Annotated in this window: 17 protein-coding genes, 1 other RNA gene and 1 pseudogene; 2 read left to right on the plus strand and 17 right to left on the minus strand. The window is 72.7% G+C overall.

From position 1 onward, the window contains the following. Positions 1-123: 123 nt before the first annotated feature. The 6 genes and pseudogenes from AB0M03_RS02900 to AB0M03_RS02925 all read right to left on the minus strand — a co-directional run bounded on the left by AB0M03_RS02900 (position 124) and on the right by AB0M03_RS02925 (position 7,485). Positions 124-2,394, minus strand: a complete 2,271-nt coding sequence (locus tag AB0M03_RS02900; protein WP_363487674.1) for a xanthine dehydrogenase family protein molybdopterin-binding subunit — start codon at positions 2,392-2,394, stop codon at positions 124-126. Between the two features lie 725 nt (positions 2,395-3,119). Further along, positions 3,120-3,581: pseudogene (locus AB0M03_RS02905) on the minus strand ((2Fe-2S)-binding protein); the annotation flags it as partial. Between the two features lie 41 nt (positions 3,582-3,622). Next, entirely contained in the window at positions 3,623-4,489 is an 867-nt protein-coding gene (locus AB0M03_RS02910) for an FAD binding domain-containing protein (protein WP_363487775.1), read from the minus strand. A 376-nt stretch (positions 4,490-4,865) separates the two neighbouring features. After that, entirely contained in the window at positions 4,866-6,506 is a 1,641-nt protein-coding gene (locus tag AB0M03_RS02915; RefSeq protein WP_363487676.1) for a beta-N-acetylhexosaminidase, read from the minus strand. A gap of 60 nt (positions 6,507-6,566) precedes the next feature. Next, on the minus strand, positions 6,567-6,842 hold the full coding sequence (locus AB0M03_RS02920) for a DUF3039 domain-containing protein (protein WP_363487678.1): 276 nt from the start codon (positions 6,840-6,842) through the stop codon (positions 6,567-6,569). Positions 6,843-6,915: 73 nt separating this feature from the next. Continuing rightward, positions 6,916-7,485: a YqgE/AlgH family protein gene (locus AB0M03_RS02925; RefSeq protein WP_363487680.1), complete on the minus strand. Its 570-nt coding sequence runs from the start codon at positions 7,483-7,485 to the stop codon at positions 6,916-6,918. Positions 7,486-7,800: 315 nt separating this feature from the next. Here AB0M03_RS02925 and murA point away from each other — a divergent pair, with 315 nt between their 5' ends. Next, positions 7,801-9,141 carry a UDP-N-acetylglucosamine 1-carboxyvinyltransferase gene (murA, locus tag AB0M03_RS02930; protein WP_363487682.1) on the plus strand — a complete coding sequence of 447 codons (1,341 nt, stop codon included), beginning with the start codon at positions 7,801-7,803 and terminating at the stop codon, positions 9,139-9,141. A gap of 75 nt (positions 9,142-9,216) precedes the next feature. Here the strand turns inward: murA and AB0M03_RS02935 are convergent, their stop codons facing one another. The 10 genes from AB0M03_RS02935 to ftsE all read right to left on the minus strand — a co-directional run bounded on the left by AB0M03_RS02935 (position 9,217) and on the right by ftsE (position 21,173). Further along, positions 9,217-9,498, minus strand: coding sequence for an HU family DNA-binding protein (locus tag AB0M03_RS02935; RefSeq protein WP_030271959.1), 282 nt, complete (start codon positions 9,496-9,498; stop codon positions 9,217-9,219). A 481-nt stretch (positions 9,499-9,979) separates the two neighbouring features. After that, positions 9,980-11,455 (minus strand): NAD-dependent malic enzyme, encoded by a 1,476-nt coding sequence (locus tag AB0M03_RS02940; protein ID WP_363487684.1) that lies wholly within the window; start codon positions 11,453-11,455, stop codon positions 9,980-9,982. 373 nt (positions 11,456-11,828) lie between these two features. Further along, positions 11,829-14,117, minus strand: coding sequence for a UvrD-helicase domain-containing protein (locus AB0M03_RS02945; RefSeq protein ID WP_363487686.1), 2,289 nt, complete (start codon positions 14,115-14,117; stop codon positions 11,829-11,831). A gap of 133 nt (positions 14,118-14,250) precedes the next feature. After that, on the minus strand, positions 14,251-15,435 hold the full coding sequence (locus tag AB0M03_RS02950; RefSeq protein WP_363487688.1) for a uroporphyrinogen-III synthase: 1,185 nt from the start codon (positions 15,433-15,435) through the stop codon (positions 14,251-14,253). Between the two features lie 218 nt (positions 15,436-15,653). Beyond that, a complete protein-coding gene (locus AB0M03_RS02955) occupies positions 15,654-17,021 on the minus strand; it encodes a nitrate/nitrite transporter (RefSeq protein WP_363487690.1) in 1,368 nt (455 codons plus the stop codon). Between the two features lie 193 nt (positions 17,022-17,214). After that, positions 17,215-17,592, minus strand: a transfer-messenger RNA (tmRNA) gene (ssrA, locus tag AB0M03_RS02960). Between the two features lie 126 nt (positions 17,593-17,718). Next, on the minus strand, positions 17,719-18,201 hold the full coding sequence (smpB, locus tag AB0M03_RS02965) for an SsrA-binding protein SmpB (RefSeq protein WP_363487692.1): 483 nt from the start codon (positions 18,199-18,201) through the stop codon (positions 17,719-17,721). A gap of 90 nt (positions 18,202-18,291) precedes the next feature. Continuing rightward, on the minus strand, positions 18,292-19,407 hold the full coding sequence (locus AB0M03_RS02970; RefSeq protein WP_363487694.1) for a S41 family peptidase: 1,116 nt from the start codon (positions 19,405-19,407) through the stop codon (positions 18,292-18,294). A 110-nt stretch (positions 19,408-19,517) separates the two neighbouring features. Beyond that, a complete protein-coding gene (gene ftsX / locus AB0M03_RS02975; RefSeq protein WP_363487696.1) occupies positions 19,518-20,429 on the minus strand; it encodes a permease-like cell division protein FtsX in 912 nt (303 codons plus the stop codon). 54 nt (positions 20,430-20,483) lie between these two features. Next, complete coding sequence (gene ftsE, locus AB0M03_RS02980) at positions 20,484-21,173, minus strand: cell division ATP-binding protein FtsE (protein WP_363487698.1); 690 nt, start codon at positions 21,171-21,173, stop codon at positions 20,484-20,486. 337 nt (positions 21,174-21,510) lie between these two features. On the opposite strand from ftsE, the gene AB0M03_RS02985 reads away from it, so the two are divergent. Beyond that, a complete protein-coding gene (locus AB0M03_RS02985) occupies positions 21,511-21,705 on the plus strand; it encodes a hypothetical protein (RefSeq protein WP_363487700.1) in 195 nt (64 codons plus the stop codon). Between the two features lie 149 nt (positions 21,706-21,854). On the opposite strand, the gene prfB is transcribed toward AB0M03_RS02985, so the two are convergent. Next, on the minus strand, positions 21,855-22,964 hold the full coding sequence (gene prfB, locus AB0M03_RS02990; protein ID WP_363487702.1) for a peptide chain release factor 2: 1,110 nt from the start codon (positions 22,962-22,964) through the stop codon (positions 21,855-21,857). Positions 22,965-22,980 lie beyond the last annotated feature (16 nt).

The raw sequence follows: 22,980 nt of genomic DNA on the forward strand, positions 1-22,980 counted from the left end.
CGTCTGCTGCTGCCCGTACGTTGTCGTCACGCCCCCGTGATCAGGGCAGCTTCGATCGTATCGTCTGTCCGGCGGTGTACTGACTCTCCCTCAACCCCAGCGCGCCCCTCGGGCGGCGGTGCGTCAGCCGGTGACGGTGGCGTCCTCGGGGAGGATCGGGAGGCGGCCGACGGGCATGCCGGTGGCGGCGCGGACGGCGGCGGCGACCGCGGCCGGGGCGACGACCGCGGGGACGCCGCTCACCGCCTTGGCACCGAAGGGCGCGACCACGTCGCGCTCCTCGAGCAGCGAGGCGATCCGGATGTCGGGGGTGTCGAGCGCGGTGGGCAGCCGGTAGCCGGTGAGGGAGGCGTTGGCGAGCCGGCCGCCCTCGGTGCGGAGGTTCTCCATCAGGGCGAGGCCGATGCCCTGGGCGACGGCGCCCTCGATGCGGTCCTCGATCTGGCGGGGGTTCAGCGCCCGGCCGACGTCCTGGGCGACGGTGACGTCGACCACCCGGACGGCGCCGAGCTCGATGTCGACGTCGACGACGGCCCGCATCGCGCAGAACGCGATGGAGACGAAGGCGTCGCCGTGCCCGTTCTCGTCCAGCGGCTCGGTGGGGTGCGGGCGGCACTGGGCGGTGGCCCAGAGCTCCTTGCCCTCCAGGGCCTCGGCGACGGGCATGCCGAGCACGCCGTCGTACGAGGTGATCTTGCCGTCGGCGATGGAGAGCAGTTCGACCGACATGCCGAAGTTGGCGGCGATCGGCTGCAGCAGCTGGTGGCGGACCATCAGTGCGGCCTTCTCCACGGCGCCGCCGGACACCCAGGTGTGCCGGCCGCGGGCGGACGGGCCGGCCGGCGACTGGTCGCTGTCGACCGGGGCGACGTAGACCTCGGAGACGCCGAGCACGCTCTGCACGATCTGCCGGGCGAGCGTGGCGAAGCCCTGGCCCGCGTCGACGGCGGCGCAGATCACGGTGGCGTGGTCGCCGCTGACCCGGACGGTGGCGGTGGAGACCTCGTCCTCGCCCTCGGCGCCGAGCATGTGCACCATGCCGACGGCGTAGCCGATGCCGCGGCGCACCGCGGCCGGGTCGCCGGCGCCGCCGGGCCCGCCGGGGAGCAGCCACTCGGCCTCCGGGTCGTCGACCGGGAGGGCGGGCAGCGGGAGTTCGGTGACGGCGTCGAGCAGGGCCTCGACCGGGGCCGGGCAGGTGACGGCCTGGCCGGTGGGCAGCGGGTCGCCGGTGGCCATGGCGTTGCGGCGGCGGATCTCCAGCGGTTCGACGCCGACCTGCTTGGCCAGCTGGTCGAGCTGGGACTCGTAGGCGAAGCAGGTCTGCAGGGCGCCCTCGCCGCGCATCCGGCCGGCCGGCGGGTTGTTGGTGCGCACGGCCCAGGCGTCGACGAAGACGTTGGGGCAGTTGTAGGGGCCGACGGCGAAGGCCGTCGCGGCGGCGAGCGCCTCGGCGGAGACGTCGGCGTAGGCGCCGCCGTCGAGCAGGATCTGCGCCTCGACCTTGACCAGCTTGCCCTCGGCGTCGGCGTGGTGGCGGTAGCGGAGCAGGGCGGGGTGCCGGGAGGTGTGGGTGTGGAAGGACTCCTCGCGGGTGAGGGTCATCTTCACGGGGCGGCCGGTGCGCAGCGCGAGGAGGGCGAGCAGGACCTGGAAGGAGAGCGCCTCGCGGTCGGTGGCGGCGCCGGGGACGCCGGTGACGACGGTGCGGACCCGGTCGGGGTCGAGGCCGAGGCAGGCGGCGGTGCGGTCGCGGTCGCCGTGCGGGTCGGTGGTGGAGAGGTGGAGCTCGACGCCGCCGTCGGGGCGGGGCACGGCGAGGCCGGCCTCGGCGCCGATGGGGGCCGGGTCCTGCCGGCCGACCTGGTAGAGGCCCTCGACGACGAACTCGCCGACGGCCTCCGGGTCGCCGGTGCGCAGCGGGAGGTGCCGGAAGAGGTTGCCGTCGGGGTGCAGCGGCGCGGCGTTGAAGGCGGCCTCGGGGTCGGTGACGGCCTCCAGCAGCTCGTACTCGACGGTGATGAGCGAGGCGGCGAGCCGGGCGGTGTCGGGGGTCTCGGCGGCGACGGCGGCGATGGGCTCGCCGTGGTGGCGGACGACCTCACCGGCGAGGACCGGGCGGTCGCCGGGGGCCGGGCAGGAGGCCAGGTCGGTGGCGGTGACGACGGCGTGCACGCCGGGCAGGGCGAGCGCGGCGGAGGTGTCGACCGAGGTGATCTTGGCGTGGGCGTGCGGGGAGCGCAGGACGGCGCCCCAGAGCAGTCCCTCGGCCCACAGGTCGGCGGCGTAGGGGTAGATGCCGAGGGCCTTGGGGAGGGCGTCGGTGCGCAGCGGGGAGCTGCCGAGACCGAACGGTTCGGGCGCCGGGGCCTCCTGCTCGGTGGGGGCGGTCATGCGTTCTCGTCCTCGGGGAGCCTGATGCCGTGGGCGGGGGTGGTGCCGTCGTACGCGGGCCGGACGGCGTAGCCGGCGGGGTCGTAGCCGGCAGCGGGCTCGTAGACCGGGGCGTCGTAGCCGGGGGCGGCCTCGTAGCCGGCGCCGCCGACGTAGACCTGGCCGGTCTCGTAGCCGCTCTCGTAGACGGGGGCGCCGTCGTAGCCGGCCGTGTCGTGCACGGGGGTGCCGTGCGGCGGGGTCGCGCCGAACGGGGCGGCCTCGTAGGAGGTGCCGTGCGCGGGCGTCGGGATGTACGGGGTGCCGTGCGCGGGCGTGGCGTCCTGGGCCGGTCCGTCGTGGGCGGTGCCGTGGGCCGGGGTGGCCTCGTAGTGCCCGGTGTCGTACGGGGCGGGCTCGTGGCCGGGCGGGCCGGCCGGGGCGGGCACGTGGCCGAGGTAGCCCTCGGGGGGCTGCGGCGGCTGGTAGTAGCCGGTGTCGTAGCCGTCGGCCGGGCCTGCGGCGGGGTGGGCCGCGGGGGCCTGGGCCTGGTGGGCGGCGGCGTACTGGTCGGCCTCGACCCAGAGCTCGGAGTCGGCGTAGAGCGGGAGCTCGCCGGCGAGCGGCAGGTCGGCGGCGGACTGCTGGCCGGCGGGCCGGGGCTGCTCGGCGGGTACGGCGGCGGCCGCGGCCTCGGCCTGCTCGGCCGCGGCCTGTTCGGCGGCGGTGAGCTCGGCCTCGAGTTCGGCCTCGCGGGCCTGGGCGACGGTCTGCACGGCGGCGAGCACGCCGCGGTAGCCGGTGCACCGGCAGAGGTTGCCGCACAGGGCCTGGCGGGCCTCGACGTCGGTGGGCCGGTGGTTGCGCTGCAGCAGGTCGTGGACGGCCATGGCGAGGCCGGGGGTGCAGTAGCCGCACTGGACGGCGCCGGACTCGGCGAGGGCCTGCTGGACGTCGCTGGCGGTGCCGGCGCCGGAGAGTCCCTCGACGGTGGCGATCTCGCTGTCGGCGGCGAGCGCTGCGGGCACCAGGCAGCCGGCGACGAGCTGGCCGTCGACCTGGACGGTGCAGGCGCCGCACTCGCCCTGCTCGCAGCCGTCCTTGGCGCCGGCCAGGCCGAGCCGCTCGCGGAGCACGTAGAGCAGGCTCTCGCCGATCCACGCGTCGTTGACCGGCCGTTCGAAGCCGTTGACCCGGAGCGTGTACGAGGTGCAGGGCCGCACGTCGCCGAGGCCGTTGAGTTCGTCCGTCACTTCAGCGCCCTTCCCAGTGCCCGGCGGGCCAGCACAGCCACGGTACGCCGTTGGCGGACCAGGGTGGCCCTCGCCCCCTCGTTCGCACCCTCCAGGGCGGCGTCGGGGACGCAGGCGCCGGCGACGTACTCGCCGAAGGCGGCGAGCGCCGCGGGGTCGATCGGCTGGACGCCGTCCTCGCCGCGGGCGTCCCAGTCGATGCAGCCGGCGACCCAGGCCTCGGCCTCGTGCGGCCGCAGCGGCACGGGGGCGACCGCGCCGACGGCGCAGCGCACGGCGCGGCGGGCGGGGTCGAGGACGACGGCGACGGAGGCGGCGGCGCGGGCCGGGCCGCTGCGGCCGCCGGCCTTGAGGAAGACCTGGGGGGCGTGCAGCAGCGGGACGCGCACCCAGGTGAGGAGTTCGCCGGGGCGCAGCGGGTCGAGGCCGGTGAGCAGGTGGGTGATCGGGACGTCGCGGCTGCCGCCGGCCCGGACGAGGGTGGCGGTGGCGTCGAGGGCGGCGAGCACGGGGAGGGTGTCGCCGGCGGCCGCGGCGGTGGCGATGTTGCCGCCGAGGGTGCCGACGTTGCGGATCTGCGGGGGGCCCGCGGTGCGGGCGGCGTCGGCGAGGGCGGGGATGAGCGCGGCGAAGTCGGGGCGGTCCATCCGGGCGTGGGTGAGTCCGGCGCCGAGTACGGCGGTGCCGCCGTCCTCGTAGCGCCAGCCGCGCAGTTCGGTGATGCGGCCGAGGCCGATCAGGGCGGCGGGGCGCAGCCGGCCTGCGTTGACCGCCTCCATGAGGTCGGTCGCGCCGGCCACCGGGACGGCTCCCGGGGTCGCGGCCAGCGCTTCGACGGCCTCGTCGACCGAGGCCGGCAGCATGATCGTCCGGTTCACCAGGATTCCACCGTGCTCCACTTGCTCATCAACTGCCCTGCCCTCCCCACCGGCAGTGCGGCCTGGCCCGTAGGGTACGGGCGATCGGGCCGGGTTGGGCAACTCTGGCACACAATGCCGGATGATCACTTGCCGGGTGCTGCGAGGGTGAGGGCAATACCGGACGAATCAGGCCACAAAACGAACCGAAGCGGAACCCCTCTGCGCGGATGTTCATCGGATGTTGACCTGTCGCGGCATCAGGGGCGACCCGTCCGCCGCGCCGTCGACGCCGCCCGGGCCCGCCCCCGGGGCCGCCGGGGCGTGTCCCCGACGGCGTGCGGGTGCTCCGCAAGGGGCGCGCGGGGGCACCTCCGGGGGCTCAGGGGCCCTCGGCCGGCCTGCCCGCGACGCCGGGCCGGCGCTGCCACGGGTGCGGGCCGCCGGGCGGCCGGTACTCGACGCCGAGCGCGTCCAGCCGCGGGTAGTGGGCGGCCATCCGGCGTTCGAAGCCGGCCCAGTCCCGCGCGCCGGGCTCGCGCGGCAGGTCGGACCAGGCGACCTCGGCGAAGGCGGCGAGGCGCGGGAAGGCCCGGTAGTCGATGTCCCGGGCGCTCGTCATGAACTCGGTCCAGAGGTTGGCCTGGGTGCCGATCACCCGGGCGGCGGCGGCCCCGTCGAGCTCCGGCGGGACGGGCTCGAAGCGGTAGACGTCCTCGAGCGTGCGGACGTACCCGACCGGGACCGGCTCGTCCTCCCCCGGGGCCTGCCGGTGGTCCAGGTAGACGTGCTGCTCGGGGCACATCACCACGTCGTGGCCGGCCCGGGCGGCGGCGATGCCGCCCTCGTAGCCGCGCCAGGAGGAGACCGCGGCGCCCGGTGCGAGGCCGCCCTCGAGGATCTCGTCCCAGCCGATCAGCCGGCGGCCGCGGTCGGCCAGCCAGCGGTCGAAGTGCCCGATGAACCAGCTCTGCAGGGCGTCCTCGTCGGCCAGGCCGAGCTCCGCCATCCGGGCCTGCGCGGCCGGGCTGGCCCGCCACTGGTCCTTGGGGCACTCGTCGCCGCCGAGGTGGACGAACTCGGACGGGAAGATCTCCAGCACCTCCTCCAGCACGCCCTCGAAGAAGCGCAGGGTGGCGTCCGAGACGTTGAGCACATTGGGGTTGATCCCCCAGTCCGTCCAGACGCCGAGTGCGGCGGTGTCCACCACGTCGGTGTTGCCGAGCTCGGGGTAGGCCGCGAGGGCGGCCTGCGCGTGGCCGGGCAGGTCGATCTCGGGCACGACGGTGATGTGCCGCTTGGCGGCGTACGCGACGATCTCGCGCAGGTCGTCCTGGGTGTAGTAGCCGCCGTGCGGCCGGTCGTCGCGGCGGCCGCCGGAGCGGTGGCCGACCATCGAGCGCTCCCGCCAGGCGCCGACCTCCGTGAGCCGCGGGTGGCGCCGGATCTCGATCCGCCAGCCCTGGTCGTCGGTGAGGTGCAGGTGCAGGACGTTCAGCTTGTGCGCGGCCATCAGGTCGAGGAAGCGCAGCACGTCGGCCTTGGGCAGGAAGTGCCGGGCGACGTCCAGCAGGACTCCGCGCCAGCCGAACCGGGGCGCGTCCTCGACCTGCACGGAGGGCAGCACCCAGTCCGTGCCGGGCAGCGGGGCACGGCGGTAGATCCGCGGGTCGAACATCTGCCGCAGGGTCTGCGCGGCGTGGAACAGGCCGGGGCGGCCGCCGCCGCGCAGGAAGGCGCCGTAGTCGTTGACGGACAGCCCGTAGGCCTCGCGGCCGGCGGTGGCGCGCAGCTCGGGGTCGAACTCCAGGTGGATCGTCCGCGTGCCGAGGCGGCCCTGCTCGGGGGTGCAGGCGTCGAAGGTGAAGCCGGTGGCGGCGGACAGCTCGGCGCGCAGCCAGCGGGCGACGCCCTGCGCCCCGTCGGCGGCGGCGATCCGGGTGTCCGGCCGCAGCCGGAAGCTCCACGGGCCGAGGTCGCCGTGGAAGACCTTCAGGTGCCGGGGGGCGGGGATGAGATCCATGCGGGCCATCCTGCCCCGTCGACCGGCAGTGGTACAGACCACTGCCGGTCGGACTCCGCGTTACTTGTCGTCGCCGCCGTCGCCGCCCTGGCCGAGACCCTCGAAGATCTCCTTGCACATCGGGCAGACCGGGTACTTCTTCGGGTCGCGGCCGGGGACCCAGACCTTGCCGCAGAGCGCCACCACGGGAGACCCGGAGAGGGCGCTCTCCATGATCTTGTCCTTCTGGACGTAGTGCGCGAAGCGCTCGTGGTCGCCGTCCCCGTGGGACACCTGGGGAACGGGCTCGACCAGGGTGCCGGTGCCGAGTCCGCGCTCGGGCTCAAGAGTGCTCATGGGTGCCAAGTCTATGGGCGCCGCTCCGAAGCGGGCCAGTAGCGCACCGGGCGCCCGGGGGCGGCGGCAGCGCTCAGTTCATGGTCGGATCGTCCGGGTAGGTCGCCAGCATCGCCAGCGGGCCGCGCTGGCGGCGCAGCACCGAGCGCCACAGCCGCTCCGGCTCGGGGCTGGAGACGTCCCCCGGCTCGCAGTCGACCAGGTACCAGGCGCCCTCGGCGATCTCCGTCTCCAGCTGCCCCGGCGACCAGCCGGAGTAGCCGGCGAACACCCGCAGCGCGCCGAGCTCGCCCATCAGGACCTCGGGCGGCGCCTCCAGGTCGACCAGGCCGATCGCGCCGTGCACCCGCCGCCAGCCGATCGGCTCGCCGTGGCCGGGCTCGCCGGGGACGACCGCGATGGCCAGCGCGGAGTCGAGGGCCACCGGCCCTCCCTGGAAGACGACGGCGGGCTGGCCGGTCAGGTCGGCCCAGCCGTCCAGCACGGTCGAGACCTCGACCGGGGTCGGCCGGTTCAGCACCACCCCGAGCGCGCCCTGGTCGTCGTGGTCGAGCAGCAGTACCACCGCTCGCGCGAAGTTCGGATCGGTGAGCACGGGCGTCGCGACGAGCAGTCGGCCGGTGTGGGAGAGGGCCGCGGTCATGTCCACATGATCCCGCAGTACGGCCCGGTACGGGCATCCAACACGAAACCTCCTCGACCCCCGCCGGGCGCGGCCCCGGGGCCGGGGAGCACCGGGCACGGACCACCCGGACGGCCGTACCCGGTGAGCGCCGGCGGGCCTCCGCGGGGCCTCCGAAGCATGATCACCAAAGGGGCACACGGGAACCAATCGCCCACCCTCTACCATCTATGGATGGTGGAAGGGCTTTCGCCGACGGTGGAAGGACCTTCCACTCGCGTCTCCCCCTGCCCCGCAGCCGAAAAAACCCCCTGCGCACCCCGGATTGCGAGAACGATGACCGACGACCTCCTGCTGGTCCACGGCGGTAACCCGCTCGAAGGCGAGATCCAGATCCGCGGTGCCAAGAACCTGGTCCCCAAGGCCATGGTCGCCGCGCTGCTCGGCCAGGGTCCGAGCCGGCTGCGCAACGTGCCGGACATCCGCGACGTCAAGGTCGTCCGGGGTCTGCTGCAGCTGCACGGCGTGACCGTCCGCACCGGCGACGAGGACGGCGAGCTGATCCTCGACCCCTCGCACGTCGAGAGCGCCAACGTCGCCGACATCGACGCGCACGCCGGCTCCTCGCGCATCCCGATCCTGTTCTGCGGCCCGCTGCTGCACCGGCTCGGCCACGCGTTCATCCCGGGCCTGGGCGGCTGCGACATCGGCGGCCGGCCGGTCGACTTCCACTTCGAGGTGCTGCGCCAGTTCGGCGCCACCATCGAGAAGCACCCGCAGGGCACCTACCTGGTCGCCCCGCAGCGCCTGCACGGCACCAAGATCGAGCTGCCCTACCCCTCGGTCGGCGCGACCGAGCAGGTGCTGCTGACCGCGGTGCTCGCCGAGGGCGTCACCGAGCTGCGCAACGCGGCCGTCGAGCCGGAGATCGTCGACCTCATCTGCGTCCTGCAGAAGATGGGCGCGATCATCTCGATGGGCACCGACCGCACCATCCTGATCACCGGTGTGGACGAGCTGGGCGGCTACAACCACAAGGCGCTGCCGGACCGCCTGGAGGCCGCGTCCTGGGCGTGCGCCGCGCTGGCCACCAAGGGCGACATCTACGTCCGCGGCGCCCGCCAGATCGAGATGATGACCTTCCTGAACACCTTCCGGAAGGTCGGCGGCGCCTTCGAGGTGGACGACGAGGGCATCCGCTTCTGGCACCCGGGCGGCGAGCTCAAGGCGATCGCCCTGGAGACCGACGTGCACCCCGGCTTCCAGACCGACTGGCAGCAGCCGCTGGTCGTCGCGCTGACCCAGGCCAACGGCCTGTCCATCGTCCACGAGACGGTGTACGAGTCCCGCCTCGGCTTCACCGGCGCGCTGAACCAGATGGGCGCGCACATCCAGCTCTACCGCGAGTGCCTCGGCGGCACCCCCTGCCGCTTCGGCGCCCGCAACTTCCGGCACTCCGCGGTGGTCTCCGGCCCGTCCAAGCTGATCGGCTCCGAGCTGATCATCCCGGACCTGCGCGGCGGCTTCTCGTACCTGATCGCGGCGCTGGCGGCCGAGGGCACCTCGACCGTGCACGGCATCGACCTGATCAACCGCGGCTACGAGAACTTCATGGCCAAGCTGCGCGACCTCGGCGCCCACGTCGAGCTGCCCAGCGAGGAGCCGGTGACCGTCTGACGGCCCCAGCACGGCCGATGGCCGGCCTCTCCGAGGGGGAGGCCGGCCATCGTGGTTCTCGGGCTGCTACGAGCCTCAGGCGCCCTTGGCGGCTTCCTTCAGCTTGGAACCGGCGCTGACCTTGGCGCTGTAGCCGGCCGGGATCTGGATCGGGTCGCCGGTCTGCGGGTTGCGGGCGGTGCGCGCAGCGCGGTGCGTCCGCTCGAAGGTCAGGAAGCCGGGGATGGTGACCTTCTCGTCACCCTTGGCGACGACCTCACCGACGACCTCGGCGAAGGCGGCCAGAACGGCGTCGGCGTCCTTGCGGGTCACCTCGGCGCGCTCGGCCAGCGCGGCCACCAGCTCACTGCGGTTCATGTGTACTCCTGTGGTCTGTTGCTTGCGGTGTACGGGGGCCCCATCGGTCGCCCCCTCCGGGGGAACCCGGATGGGCCGCTGGTCCGCACACTGGTGCTCGTTCAGGCGAGGGGTGGTCAGGGGCCGGGCTCCGGCCCCGAAGCGCCGCAAACCGCCCGCCCGGGTACGAATCCTGCCCCGACCGGCACTGAGAAAGCCAATCGGCCACCGGCGACGCCGCCCCGAACCCCACCCGTCCGGCGGAGGTGTGACGCTCCGTCGGCTCCGGCGGACCGGAACGGGCGGCGGCCTGGACGACACGCCGGAAAACCGGGAGGGACGTTCCGTACTTGTCGGACACGCCACCCCGTGCAGGGCTACCGTACGCCCTGGCACCGACAAGCCCAAACACGCCCCTTCCCCTTGTGTCGCAAGGGCAAGGGGCGGGTCTGGCGACCGCGACGTCGTTCGCACACCTGAGCGGTCAAGAACAACACTCCGGTCAGATGCCGACGACCGGGAAGGACGACGTGTCGAGGGTGCCGACGATGCCCGGCGTCGGACGCGCCGGAACCTGCTCCTGGCCCTCCCGGGCGGCCAGCGCGGCCTCCCGGACGGCCGCCGCCACGGTCTTGGCGACGTCCGGGTGGAAGACGCTCGGGATGATGTAGTTGGCGTTGAGCTGGTCGTCCGCGACCGTGGTGGCCAGCGCCCGGGCCGCGGCGATCATCATGTCGGTGTCGACCGTCCGGCTCTGCGCGTCCAGCAGGCCGCGGAAGACGCCGGGGAAGACCAGCACGTTGTTGATCTGGTTCGGGAAGTCGCTGCGGCCGGTGGCGACCACCGCGGCGGTCTGCCGGGCGATCGCCGGGTCGACCTCCGGGTCGGGGTTGGCCAGCGCGAAGACGATCGCGTCCTCCGCCATGGTGGCCAGGTCGTCGCCGTCCAGTACGTTCGGGGCGGAGACGCCGATGAAGACGTCGGCGCCGGACACGGCCTCCTTGAGGCTGCCGGTGCGGCCGGAGCGGTTGGTGTGCGCGGCGATCCAGCGCAGGTTGTCGTTGAGGTCGTCCCGCCCGGCGTGGACGACGCCGTGCACGTCGGCGACGGTGGCGTGCTCCACGCCCGCGGCCAGCAGCAGCTTGAGGATCGCGGTGCCCGCCGCGCCGGCGCCCGACATCACCACGCGGATGTCGGCGATGTCCTTGCCGACCACCTTGAGCGCGTTGGTCAGCGCCGCCAGGACGACGATCGCGGTGCCGTGCTGGTCGTCGTGGAACACCGGGATGTCCAGCGCCTCCCGCAGCCGGGCCTCGATCTCGAAGCAGCGCGGGGCGGAGATGTCCTCCAGGTTGATGCCGGCGAAGCCGGGGGCGATGGCCTTCACGATGGCGACGATCTCGTCGGCGTCCTGGGTGTCCAGGCAGATCGGCCAGGCGTCGATGCCGGCGAAGCGCTTGAACAGCGCGGCCTTGCCCTCCATCACCGGCAGTGCGGCCTTGGGGCCGATGTTGCCGAGGCCCAGCACCGCGGAGCCGTCGGTGACCACGGCGACGCTGTTGCGCTTGATGGTCAGGCGGCGGGCGTCCTCCGGGTTCTCCGCGATCGCCATGCAGACCCGGGCGACGCCCGGGGTGTAGATCATCGAGAGGTCGTCGCGGTTGCGGATCGGCAGCTTCGAGGACATCTCGATCTTGCCGCCGAGGTGCATCAGGAACGTACGGTCGGAGACCTTGCCGATGCTCACGCCGTCGATCGTGCGGAGCTTCTCGACGATCTCCTCGCCGTGGGCCACCGAGGCGGCCGCGACGGTCACGTCGATGCGCAGCGACTCCAGGCCGGAGGCGGTGACGTCGAGACCGGTGACCGAACCCCCGGAGGACTCGACGGCCGTGGTGATCGCGCTGACGGCGTTGCCCCGGGCCGGGACCTCCAGCCGCACAGTGATCGAGTTGGAGACACTGGGCACCGTCGCCATCGACGTCCTTCTTCCGTCCGCTCTTGAGGGTTGTCCGATCTCGATCGTCGCACTTACCGGGCGGTAGCCAGAAATAAAGTTCATTGAGTGTGCAGAACCCACAAAGGGCACCGCACGGCGGGGCAGGGCCACTCGTGTGCTCCGCCGAAAATCTCCCGCCGCGGCCTTGGCGTCCCGAGCCGATGCGTTACATTGGACGGGACACCGGCTCGATCCAAGCCCCCGGGCCCAACCTTCGTCGCTTCGAGCGACCACTTGCCGCGAGGCGAGCATGGCGGGTCGGTGTCATTGACATGAGAAGGCCCCCACCTCCCGGTGGGGGCCTTCGTCGTCTCCGCAGTCCCTCGGCGGCCGGTGCGGTCCCGGCGGCCGGTCAGCCGTGCAGCAGGGCGGGCACGCCGTCGGAGTCCGGCAGGTCGTCCGGGCCCGAGAGCACCGTCAGCCGCTGGGTGGCGCGGGTCAGCGCCACGTACAGCACCCGCAGGCCGGCCTCCGACTCCCCCGCGATGCCGGTCGGGTCGGCGACCACCGTCGCGTCGTACTCCAGGCCCTTCGCCTCCAGGCTGCCCAGCGCCACCACGCGGTCGCCCAGGCCCTCCGCCCAGCCGGCCGCCTCCTCCCTGCGGTCCATCGGCACGACGACCGCCACGGTGCCGTCCACCTCGCCCAGCAGCCGCTCCAGCTCCGCCCGGACGGCCCGGCCGAAGGCCCCCGCCCCGGTCTCCCGGACGGCCGCGAACCGCGGCTCGATGCCGGTCGAGCGCACCGCGCTCGGCGACGGCGTGCCCGGCGCGGCCAGCGCCAGCACCTTCGCCGCCACCTCGGCGATCTCCGCCGGGTTGCGGTAGTTCACGGTCAGAGTGTGGCGGCGCCGCGGCTTGCCGGAGAGCACCTCGTCCATGGCGGACTGCGCCTCCGCCGGGAACGGCCAGGAGGACTGCGCCGGGTCGCCGACGATCGTCCAGGTGGCCATCCGGGCCCGCCGGCCGATCATCCGCCACTGCATCGGCGTGAGGTCCTGCGCCTCGTCCACGATCACGTGCGCGTACTCCGTCCGCTCCACCGGGACGCGCTCGCGCTGCCGGGCCGTGCGGTCGGCGTACGTGGTGACCTCGTCCAGACCCGACAGCAGGTCCACCGCGTCCACCTCGCGCACCTTCGGACGGGCCGGCTCGCCGAGCAGCACCTGCAGCTCGTCGACCAGCGCCACGTCGTGCGCCGACAGCGCACCCTCGCCCCGCTGGTCCAGGTGCCGCCAGGACGCCGCCAGCAGCCGCGACTCCTCCGGGGTCACCGCGCGGCGGGCGATCCGGTTGGTGTGCCGCGGGTGGCGCAGCGTCGCCAGCACCCGGCGCGGGGTGAGCGGCGCCCACCAGGCCTCCAGGAAGTCCAGGAAGACCGCCTCGTCGGAGACGTACTCGTCGAAGGCCTCCCGCTCGTCCTGGCGCTGCTCGCGCTCGAAGTGGCTCGTCGGCTTCGGCAGGTTCCGGGTGACGTCCTGCCACAGGGCGTCCAGCAGCAGCCGGCGGGCCCTCGGGCGCAGCAGGTTCAGCGGGGTGCCGCCACTGCCGATCACGGCCGAGCGCAGCGCCTTCAGACGGCCCGCGTCCAGCCGCAGCGCCTCGCCCCGGGCGAAGACCTTGAGCTCGGAGGGCGCACCGGACTCCAGGGCCGCCCTGGCGGCCCTGCGCAGCAGCTGGACCATCCTGCCCGAGCCCTTGACCCACGCGGTCTCCGGAGAGTCGTAGCGGGCCGCCTCGATGCCGTCGACCAGGCTGCCCACCGCCCGGATCGCGACCTGGCCCTCCTCGCCCAGCGAGGGCAGCACGCCCTCGGTGTACGAGACCAGCAGCGGGGTGGGACTGACCACCAGGATGCCGCCCGCGTAGCGGCGGCGGTCCTGGTACAGCAGGAAGGCGGCGCGGTGCAGCGCGACGGCGGTCTTGCCGGTGCCCGGCCCGCCGGTGACCAGCGTGGCGCCGGCCGCGGCGGCCCGGATGACCTCGTCCTGCTCCTTCTGGATCGAGGAGACGATGTCGCGCATGGTGTGGCTGCGGGCCCGGCCCAGCGAGGCCATCAGGGCGCCGTCGCCGACCACGGCCAGCTCGCGGCCGTCCAGGGTCGGCGCCAGGTCGGGACGCAGCAGGTCGTCCTCGACGCCGATGACCTTGCGGCCCTTGGAGCGGATCACCCGGCGGCGGACGACCCGGCCCGGCTCCAGCGGGGTCGAGCGGTAGAACGGGGCGGCGGCGGGGGCGCGCCAGTCGATCACCAGCGGGCCGTACTCGGCGTCGAGCACGCCGAGGCGGCCGATGTGCAGGGTCTCCGCGACGGCGGGGTCGGCCGGGTCCAGCGGGGTCTGCGAGGGGATGCCGTGCTCCTCGGGGGCATCGGCCTGCTGGAGGTCGATCCGGCCGAAGAGGAAGTCCTCGAACTCGCTGTTCAGGCGCTGCAGGTGCGCACCGGCCCGGAAGACCTGGGCGTCCCGCTCGGCGAGGGCGCCGGGGGTGCCGACCTGCACGCGCTTGGCGGCGTCCTCGAGGATGTACTCGGCCTCGGCGAGCTTCTCCTCCAAGCGCCGGTAGACGGTGTCGAGGTGGCGCTGCTCCTCCGCGATCTCGCGGTCGCGGACGGAGTCGGTGGTCTCTGGTGTGGTGTGCATGGGCCTCGGGGGGATGCGGCGCGGGGGGATGCGGCGGACGGAAGATCCTACTCCCTACCCGACCTCACCGGCCGCCGCACCGGTTGCAGCACATCAGGTGCCCCCACGCGCCCCTGATGTGCTGCCCCGGTCCCTATTCGTCGCCGTACTTGGTGCCGGGGGCGGCGACGGGGTCGACGGCGAGGCGGTAGCCGCGTTTGACGACGGTGGCGATGAGGCGGGGGGTGCCGAGGGCGGCCCGCAGGCGGGCCATGGCGGTTTCCACGGCATGTTCGTCGTCGCCGCTGCCGGGCAGCGCCCGCAGGAGTTCGGCGCGGGGGACGACCCAGCCGGGCCGGCGGGCGAGGGCCCGGAGCAGGGCCATCCCGGCCGGCGGCACCGGCCGCAGGTCGCCGTCGACGAGGGCGGCCTGGCCGCGGAGTTCGAGGGTGTGCCCGGCGACGGAGAGGCGGCGGGCGCGGTCGGGGAGCTGGGCGGTGAGGGTCTGCACCATGGCGCCGAGCCGCATCCGTTCGGGCCAGACGGTGGCGACGTCGAGCTCTTCGAGCGGTGCGGCGGTGATCGGGCCGACGCAGACCGGCAGGACGTCGCGCCGCAGCGCGTGCAGCAGGTCGGCGGTCTGGCCGCGTTCGGCGGCGCGGCCGAGGAGGCTGAGTGCGGCGGGTGCGGAGGTGAAGGTGACGGCGTCCAGGGAGCCGTTGCAACAGGCGTCGAGGAGGCGGTCGACCGGGCCGAGGTCGGCGGGCGGCAGCCAGCGGTAGACGGGGACCTCGACGACCTCGGCGCCGGCGGCGGTGAGCGAGTCGACGAAGTCGCGCAGCGGGGCGCCGTGCAGCTGGACGGCGATCCGGCGGCCGTCGACGCCCTCCTCGAGGAGGCGCTCCAGCACCTCGACGGAGGACTCGGACTCGGCGGACCAGGCCTCGCGGAGCCCGGCGGCGCGGATGGCGCCCTTGGCCTTGGGGCCGCGGGCGAGCATCTCGGTCTTGGCGAGGCTGCCGACGAGGTCGTCGAACAGGCCCCAGCCCTCGGCGGCCTCGATCCAGCCGCGGAAGCCGATGCCGGTGGTGGCGACGGCGATGTCCGGCGGGTCCGCGACCAGGGCCCTGGTGGCGGCGAGGAGTTCGGTGTCGTCGGCGAGCGGGACGATCCGCAGGACGGGGGCGCGGAGCACGGTGGCACCGCGGCGCTGCAGGAGGGCGGCCAGCTCGTCGGCGCGGCGGGCGGCGGTGATGCCGATGGTGTAGCCGGCCAGTGGCGGGGCTGCGTCCTGCGACGGTACGAGGGCGGCGGTCTCGCCGGCGGTCAGGTCGGCCATGGGCAGACGTCCTTCGTGGTGCGCCCCGGGGCTGTCGGCGGGCCGTCGGGACGTGCCGTCCGCAACGGGTCCTTGGCGGGGACGTCGCGGGCGACGGGGTGGGTGGGTGGAGTTTCATCGTCCCGTGGCGGGGTGACACCGCCGGGTCGGTCCGATTTCGGGCTTGTTTCGCAGGTGGGGGCCGGTCCACGGGTGCGGACCGGCCCCTTTCGGGCGATTCAGACCTTGACGAGGGCCGGGGCCTGGGCGCCGGCCGGGGCGGCCGAGGGCCGCCGCAGGTAGACCGCCCAGGTGAGGGCGAAGCAGACGGCGTACGCGGCGAGGAAGGACATGAAGGCGGGGGTGCCGCTCTTCGTGGTGAGGAAGGACTGGCGGAAGGCCAGGTTGATGAAGAGTCCGCCGAGCGCGCCGACCGCGCCGATGACGCCGATGGCGGCGCCGGACATCCGGCGGGCCCAGGCTGCGGCGTCCTCGGCGGTGTCGCCGGCGGCGATCCGGTCCTGCGCCTTGGCCTCGAAGATGCCGGGGATCATCTTGTAGGTGGAGCCGTTGCCGATACCGGCGAAGACGAACAGACCGATGAAGCCGACGAGGAAGACCGGCAGCGACTTGATCGAGGAGGCGTAGACGACGACGCCGGTCGCGGCGGCCATGGCGACGAAGTTCCAGAAGGTGATCCGGGAGCCGCCCCAGCGGTCCGCGAGCCAGCCGCCCACCGGGCGGATCAGCGAGCCGAGCAGCGGGCCGATGAAGGTGAGCTGGGCGGCCTGCAGCGGGGTACGGCCGAACTGGTTCTGCAGGACGAGGCCGAAGGCGAAGGAGAAGCCGATGAAGGAGCCGAAGGTGCCGATGTAGAGCACCGACATCAGCCAGGTGTGCTTCTCCTTGAGGATCGCGGTGAAGGTGCCGGTGTCGTTGCTCAGCTGGGCCAGGTTGTCCATGAACAGGGCCGAGCAGGCCGCCGCGACGACGATCAGCGGGATGTAGATGCCGAGCACCAGGCGGGGCGAGGTGGCGCCGGCCCAGGTGATCACGCCGAGGCCGATCAGCTGGATGACGGGGACGCCGATGTTGCCGCCGCCCGCGTTGAGGCCGAGCGCCCAGCCCTTCTTCCGGAGCGGGAAGAAGGCGTTGATGTTGGTCATGGAGGAGGCGAAGTTGCCGCCGCCGACACCGGTGAGCGCCCCGACCACCATGAAGGTGGTGTAGGAGGTGCCCGGGTGCATCACGTACGCGGCCGCCAGGGTCGGGAGGAGCAGCAGCAGCGCCGAGACGATCGTCCAGTTCCGGCCGCCGAAGCGGGCCACCGCGAAGGTGTAGGGGATGCGGACGAAGGAGCCGACCAGGGTCGGCATGGCGACGAGGAAGAACTTGCCGGCCGGGTCGATGCCGTAGTCCTTGCCCATGAAGAGGACCATCACCGACCACAGGCTCCAGATGGAGAAGCCGATGTGCTCGGAGAACACTGAGAAGATCAGGTTCCGGTTGGCCACCCGGCTGCCGGTGCGCTCCCAGAATTCGGTGTCCTCTGGCCGCCATTCCTGGATCCAGCGGCCGCCTGTTCTGCGCTGGGCTGTGTCGCTCATCGGTCTCCCCTTGCGTGCCGGTGCCTGCCCTGCCCGTGCTGTCGTGAACGACGCTAGGAGGCCGGGGTTTCCGCTTCGTTGTGCTCTGTGAAGGCTGCGGAACCGTCCTCTCACCCACCCGGCGGGCCGGGTGTGAGGCGCCGGACACACGAAGGCCGCCCTCCGGAAGGAGGACGGCCTGGTGCACATGGGATGGTGGAGATGCCGGGAATCGAACCCGGGTCCGATGGAGTGGATTCAGGACTTCTCCGAGCGCAGTCCGCTGTGCTTTTCTCGGCCCCGGCAGTCACGCGGACAAGCCGCCGACGGGCCCAGCTACTGTTTGGTTTCCCCTCCGCCCCCGCAGCCGGGGCGGACGGTTGAGTTCCCTAGATTATGCCAGGGTCCGGGTCGGGAACTCCCCGGTCTGACACCCTATTCGCTCGCTGATCAGGCAGCGAGAGCGAACTGCGGGGTATCGCGCTTGGTGTTGGCGATTATTTTTTTGCGACACGTGGTTAACGAGATCATTGCCGCGTTCCTCGGCTCGCTTCTCCTGTTTCGACTACCACCGTCGAAACCGATCATCCCCATGTTGATTTGACAAACAGCTCCGAAGGGCGGGCCCTCCGGCGGTGCGAGTGCCATGGTACGCGGTCGGCCCCGGAAGGGTCCAGCGCATTACCCGGCGGCGGGGCGCGACCCCCTCCCGGCGCGGTCAGACCGCGCGCTGGCGGCGGCGGGCCGCGGCGATGGCGCGGTCCGACTCGCGGCGGTCCTGCTGCTCGCGCAGGGTCTGCCGCTTGTCGTACAGCTTCTTGCCGACCGCGAGGGCCAGCTCGAGCTTCACCCGGCCGTCCTTGAAGTACAGGGAGAGCGGCACCAGCGTGTGGCCGGTCTCCTTGACCTTCGACTCCAGCTTGCGGATCTCCAGCTTGTGCAGCAGGAGCTTGCGCTTGCGCTTGGCCGAGTGGTTCGTCCAGGTGCCCTGGGTGTACTCCGGGATGAACAGGTTGTCGACCCAGGCCTCGTGGCCCTGGATGTACGCGTACCCGTCGACGATGTTCGCCCGGCCCTCGCGGAGGGACTTCACCTCGGTACCGGTCAGCACCATCCCGCACTCGTAGGTGTCGAGGATGGTGTACTCGTGCCGCGCCCGCTTGTTCTGCGCGATGAGCTTGTTGCCCTTTTCCTTTGCCATAGCGCGGTCATTCTCGCACCTCGGCGCGGTGCGCGGCAGCCCTTTTGCGCCGGGGCGGCGCGGCGGGCCCGCGGCCCGGCGGCCGGGGCCTCAGCGGCGCGGCCCGAGGCCCGCCAGGACGTGCAGGGCGAGCCCGGTCGCGGACTCCGGACCGGCCGGGACGTCGGGCTGCAGCCCCTCGCCGTCGGGCGAGCGGCCCTCGGGGGTGTAGTAGCGGCCCACCGTGAGTTCGACGACGCCGCCGTCGGCGAGCCGGCTGGGCTGCTGCACGGTGCCCTTGCCGAAGGTCCGGGCCCCCACCAGGACGGCCCGGCAGCGGTCCTGCAGGGCGCCCGCGAGCAGCTCGGCGGCGCTCATCGTGCCGCCGTCCACCAGCACCACCAGCGGCGTGGCGGTGTCGCCGCCGTACGCGGCGGTCAGCTCGCGCCGCACCCCGCGGGACTCGTACGAGGCGACCGGCCCGCCGTCCAGGAAGACCGAGGCCGTGCCGACCGCCTCCTCGACCAGGCCGCCGGAGCTGCCCCGCAGGTCCAGGACGACCGCCCGGGCACCCTGGGCGGCCGCCCGCACCTTCTCGGCCACGCCACTGGTGAAGGCCCGCACGGTGATCCGCACGACGCCGTCCGGGAGGTGCTCCACGGCGACCTCCTCGGTCGCCAGCACGGCCCGCCCCAGCAGCACCTCGCGGGGGGCGGAAGCGCCGCGCGAGACGGTCACCGCGACCGTCCTGGCCACCCGGTCCTCGGCGCGGCCGCGCAGCCGGGCGACCACCTCGGTGACCGGCAGCCCGTCGGCCTCGGTGCCGTCCACGGACACCAGGCGGTCGCCGACGGCGATCCCGGCCCGGGCCGCGGGGCCGCCGGGCTGGACGGCGGAGACGGCGGTGGAACCGTCGCGGGTGCGGTCGACCGAGAGGCCGACGCCGAGGTAGCGGCCGCGCACCAGGTCCGCGTACTCCTGCGGGCTCAGGTAGGCCGCCCAGCGGTCGCCGCTGGCGTCGACCAGCTGCTCGGCCTGCTGCGGGCTGAGGTCGGCCCCGGTGACGTCCCGGCCGGCGGCGATCTGCGCGGCGGCGTCCATGGAGGGCGGCAGCGGCACGGTCAGCGGCTCGCCCCAGGCACCGCTCGCGGCGCCGGCCATGAGCACGACGCCGAACACCAGGGTGAGCGTGGCTCCCTGGCGTACCCGACGCGGACTTCCCGGCATGGACCGGAGTCTAGGCGGCGGCGGCCCGCCGGGGCGACGGAACGCCCGGGTACGACACGGGCGGCCCCGGACGGCGCAGTGCCGTCCGGGGCCGCCCGTGGCCCTGCAGGTCAGACCTTGAGGTACTTGCGCAGGGTGAAGAAGGCGGCGATGCCGGCCATCACCATGCCGACCACGACCAGCAGCGGGATCACCGTCAGCACCGAGGACAGGCCGATGAACTGGATGAACAGCACCCGCTTGGCCAGCCAGTGCTGGACGAAGAAGTGGCCGAGCAGCAGCAGGCCGGAGGCCATCACGGCGCCCAGCAGGGCGGACACCGCGGCCTCCGCGATGAACGGCATCTGCACGTAGAAGTTCGAGGCACCGACCAGGCGCATGATGCCGGTCTCGCGCCTGCGGCTGAAGGCCGACACCCGGACGGTGTTGACGATCAGCAGCAGTGCCACGAAGAGCATCAGCACCATGATCACGAAGGCCGCCGTCTGCAGGCCGTTGAGCAGGCCGAACAGGTTCTCCAGGATGCGGCGCTGGTCGTCGACCGACTTCACGCCGGGCTTGCCGGCGAAGGCGCTCTGGATGACGTCGTACTTGGTCGGGTCGCTGAGCTTGACCCGCCACGACTGCGGCATCGCCTCCGGGCCCACCGCCGCGAGCAGCGGGTTGTCCGGGTTCGACTCCTTCCAGTGCTTGTAGGCCTCCGAGGAGGACTCCAGCGTGGCCTTCTCCACCAGCGGCTTCATCGTGTCGAGCTTGGCCTTGACGGACTCCACCTGCTCGTCGGTGGCCGCGCCGCTGGCGCACTGCGCGGAGGCCGCCATGTCGAACTTGGTGCAGAACGAGATGCTGACCTCGACCTTGTCGTACCAGTAGCCCTTCATCGAGTTGACCTGGTCGCGGACCAGGAGGCTGCCACCGGCAAGGGCGAGGGAGAGCGCGACACTGACGATGACCGCGATGGTCATCGTCAGGTTGCGGCGGAGGCCGATGCCGATCTCCGAGAGGACGAACTGGAGGCGCATGCTTCTCTCAATCCAGGGTCAGTGCAGGCGGGCGGTCAGGCGTTACGGCGGCGACTAGTTCTGGTAGCCGTACACACCGCGGGCCTGGTCGCGGACCAGCAGCCCCTTGTCGAGTTCGATCACGCGCTTGCGCATCTGGTCGACGATGGCCTGGTCGTGCGTGGCCATCAGCACGGTGGTGCCCGTGCGGTTGATGCGGTCGAGGAGCTTCATGATGCCGACCGAGTTCTGCGGGTCGAGGTTTCCGGTCGGCTCGTCCGCGATCAGCAGCATCGGGCGGTTGACGAAGGCCCGGGCGATCGCCACGCGCTGCTGCTCACCACCGGAGAGCTCGCCGGGCATCCGGTCCTCCTTGCCGCCGAGGCCGACCAGCTCGAGGACCTCGGGCACCACCTTGGCGATGGCGCTGCGCGGCTTGCCGATGACCTCCAGCGCGAAACCGACGTTCTGCGCGACGGTCTTGTTCGGCAGCAGGCGGAAGTCCTGGAAGATCGTGCCCAGCTGGCGGCGCATGTGCGGCACCTTCCAGTTGGACAGCTTGCCGAGGTCCTTGCCGAGCACGTGCACGGCACCGGTGCTGGGCCGCTCCTCGCGCAGGCAGAGCCGGAGGAAGGTCGACTTCCCGGAGCCGGACGAGCCGACCAGGAAGACGAACTCACCCTTCTCGATCTCCAGCGAGACGTTGTCCAGGGCAGGACGGTTCTGCTTGGGATAGGTCTTGGAGACGTTGTCGAATCTGATCACGGCTGCATCACGGAGGCCATCCTAGGTGGGTCCGTCCGCGCCTCGGACCGGGTGCGGCGGGCGGAGCGGCATCCTCCCCGACCGCTCCAGGTCTGGGACCATACGCGAACCTCGGCCGCACCTGCAGTGCCGGGTCGGGTACTGACCGTTGATTCGTCGGAGATTGATCCGATCTGTCCGGAAATCATCAGGCCGTTCTTTGCGAGCTATCTCACAAAGGCCCCCGGGAAGCCGGGCTCTGCGGGCGCCGAGCGCCTGCGAACCTGGCACAGTGGAGAGACGGACGGAACCATCGGCCCGTCCGGTGCGTTTGCAGTGACAGCAAGGAGGAGATCGCATGACCTGCGACCATCTGGTGTGCGCCAACTGCAACGGCCGCGTGAGCGAGGGCCGGTGCCCGGTGTGCCGCGCCAACCGCGCCCGGCTGCAGGAGCAGCAGGGCCCCTTCGCCGCCCTGACGCCGGCAACGCTGCTCGCGCTGATCGCGGCGCTGTTCGCGGTGGCACTCATCGCCCGGCAGGCGCTGGCCTGACCCGAAACGCCCGAAGGGCCCCGGAGCCGAAGCTCCGGGGCCCTTCTTTCACGTCTGCGCCGATCAGCTCGCGGTCTCCCGCTGCTTGCGCCGGCGGATGCCGGCCTCGATGCTGTGCTCGATGTTCATCGAGGCCGTCATCCCACCGATCAGCTCGCGGTCTCCCGCTGCTTGCGCCAGCGGATGCCGGCCTCGATGAAGCCGTCGATGTCGCCGTCGAGGACGCCCTGCGGGTTGCCGACCTCGTGCTCGGTGCGGAGGTCCTTCACCATCTGGTACGGGTGCAGGACGTAGGAACGCATCTGGTTGCCCCAGGAGCTGCCGCTGTCCTTGAGAGCGTCCATCGCGGCCTTCTCCTCCTGGCGGCGCCGCTCCAGCAGCTTGGCCTGGAGGACGTTCATCGCCGAGGCCTTGTTCTGGATCTGCGAGCGCTCGTTCTGGCAGGAGACCACGATGCCGGTCGGGAGGTGGGTGATGCGCACCGCGGAGTCGGTGGTGTTGACGCCCTGGCCGCCGGGGCCGGAGGCGCGGTACACGTCGATGCGGAGGTCGCCCTCGTCGATGTCGACGTGGTCGGACTGCTCGACGACCGGGAGCACCTCGACGCCGGCGAAGGAGGTCTGCCGGCGGCCCTGGTTGTCGAACGGGGAGATGCGCACCAGGCGGTGGGTGCCCTGCTCGACGGAGAGGGTGCCGTAGGCGTACGGGGCCTTGACGGTGAAGGTCGCGGACTTGATGCCGGCCTCTTCGGCGTACGAGGTGTCGTATACCTCGGTCGGGTACCCGTGCCGCTCGGCCCAGCGCAGGTACATGCGCATCAGCTGCTCGGCGAAGTCGGCGGCGTCGACGCCGCCGGCCTCGGCACGGATGTTGACCAGGGCCTCGCGGGCGTCGTACTCGCCGGACAGGAGGGTGCGGACCTCGAGCTCCTCGACGGCCTTCTTGACCGACTCCAGCTCGGCCTCGGCCTCGGCGCGGGTGTCCGCGTCGTCCTCGTCCTCGGCCAGCTCGAACAGGACGGCGAGGTCGTCGACCCGGCCTCGCAGGGTCTCGAACTTGCGCAGCTCGCCCTGGAGGAAGGAGAGCCGGCTGGTGACCTTCTGCGCGTTGGCGACGTCGTCCCAGAGGGTCGGGACGGCTGCCTCCTCCTCCAGGGTCGCGATGTCGGCCCGGATCTTGTCCAGGTCGAGGACGGCCTCGATCGACCCCATGGTCGTCTCGAGGTTCTTGAGCTCTTCGGAAGGATCGACGGCTGCCACGCCCTCAAGCGTAATG

The sequence above is a fragment of the Kitasatospora sp. NPDC051914 genome (genome assembly GCF_040680995.1).
Taxonomy (GTDB): Bacteria; Actinomycetota; Actinomycetes; order Streptomycetales; family Streptomycetaceae; genus Kitasatospora.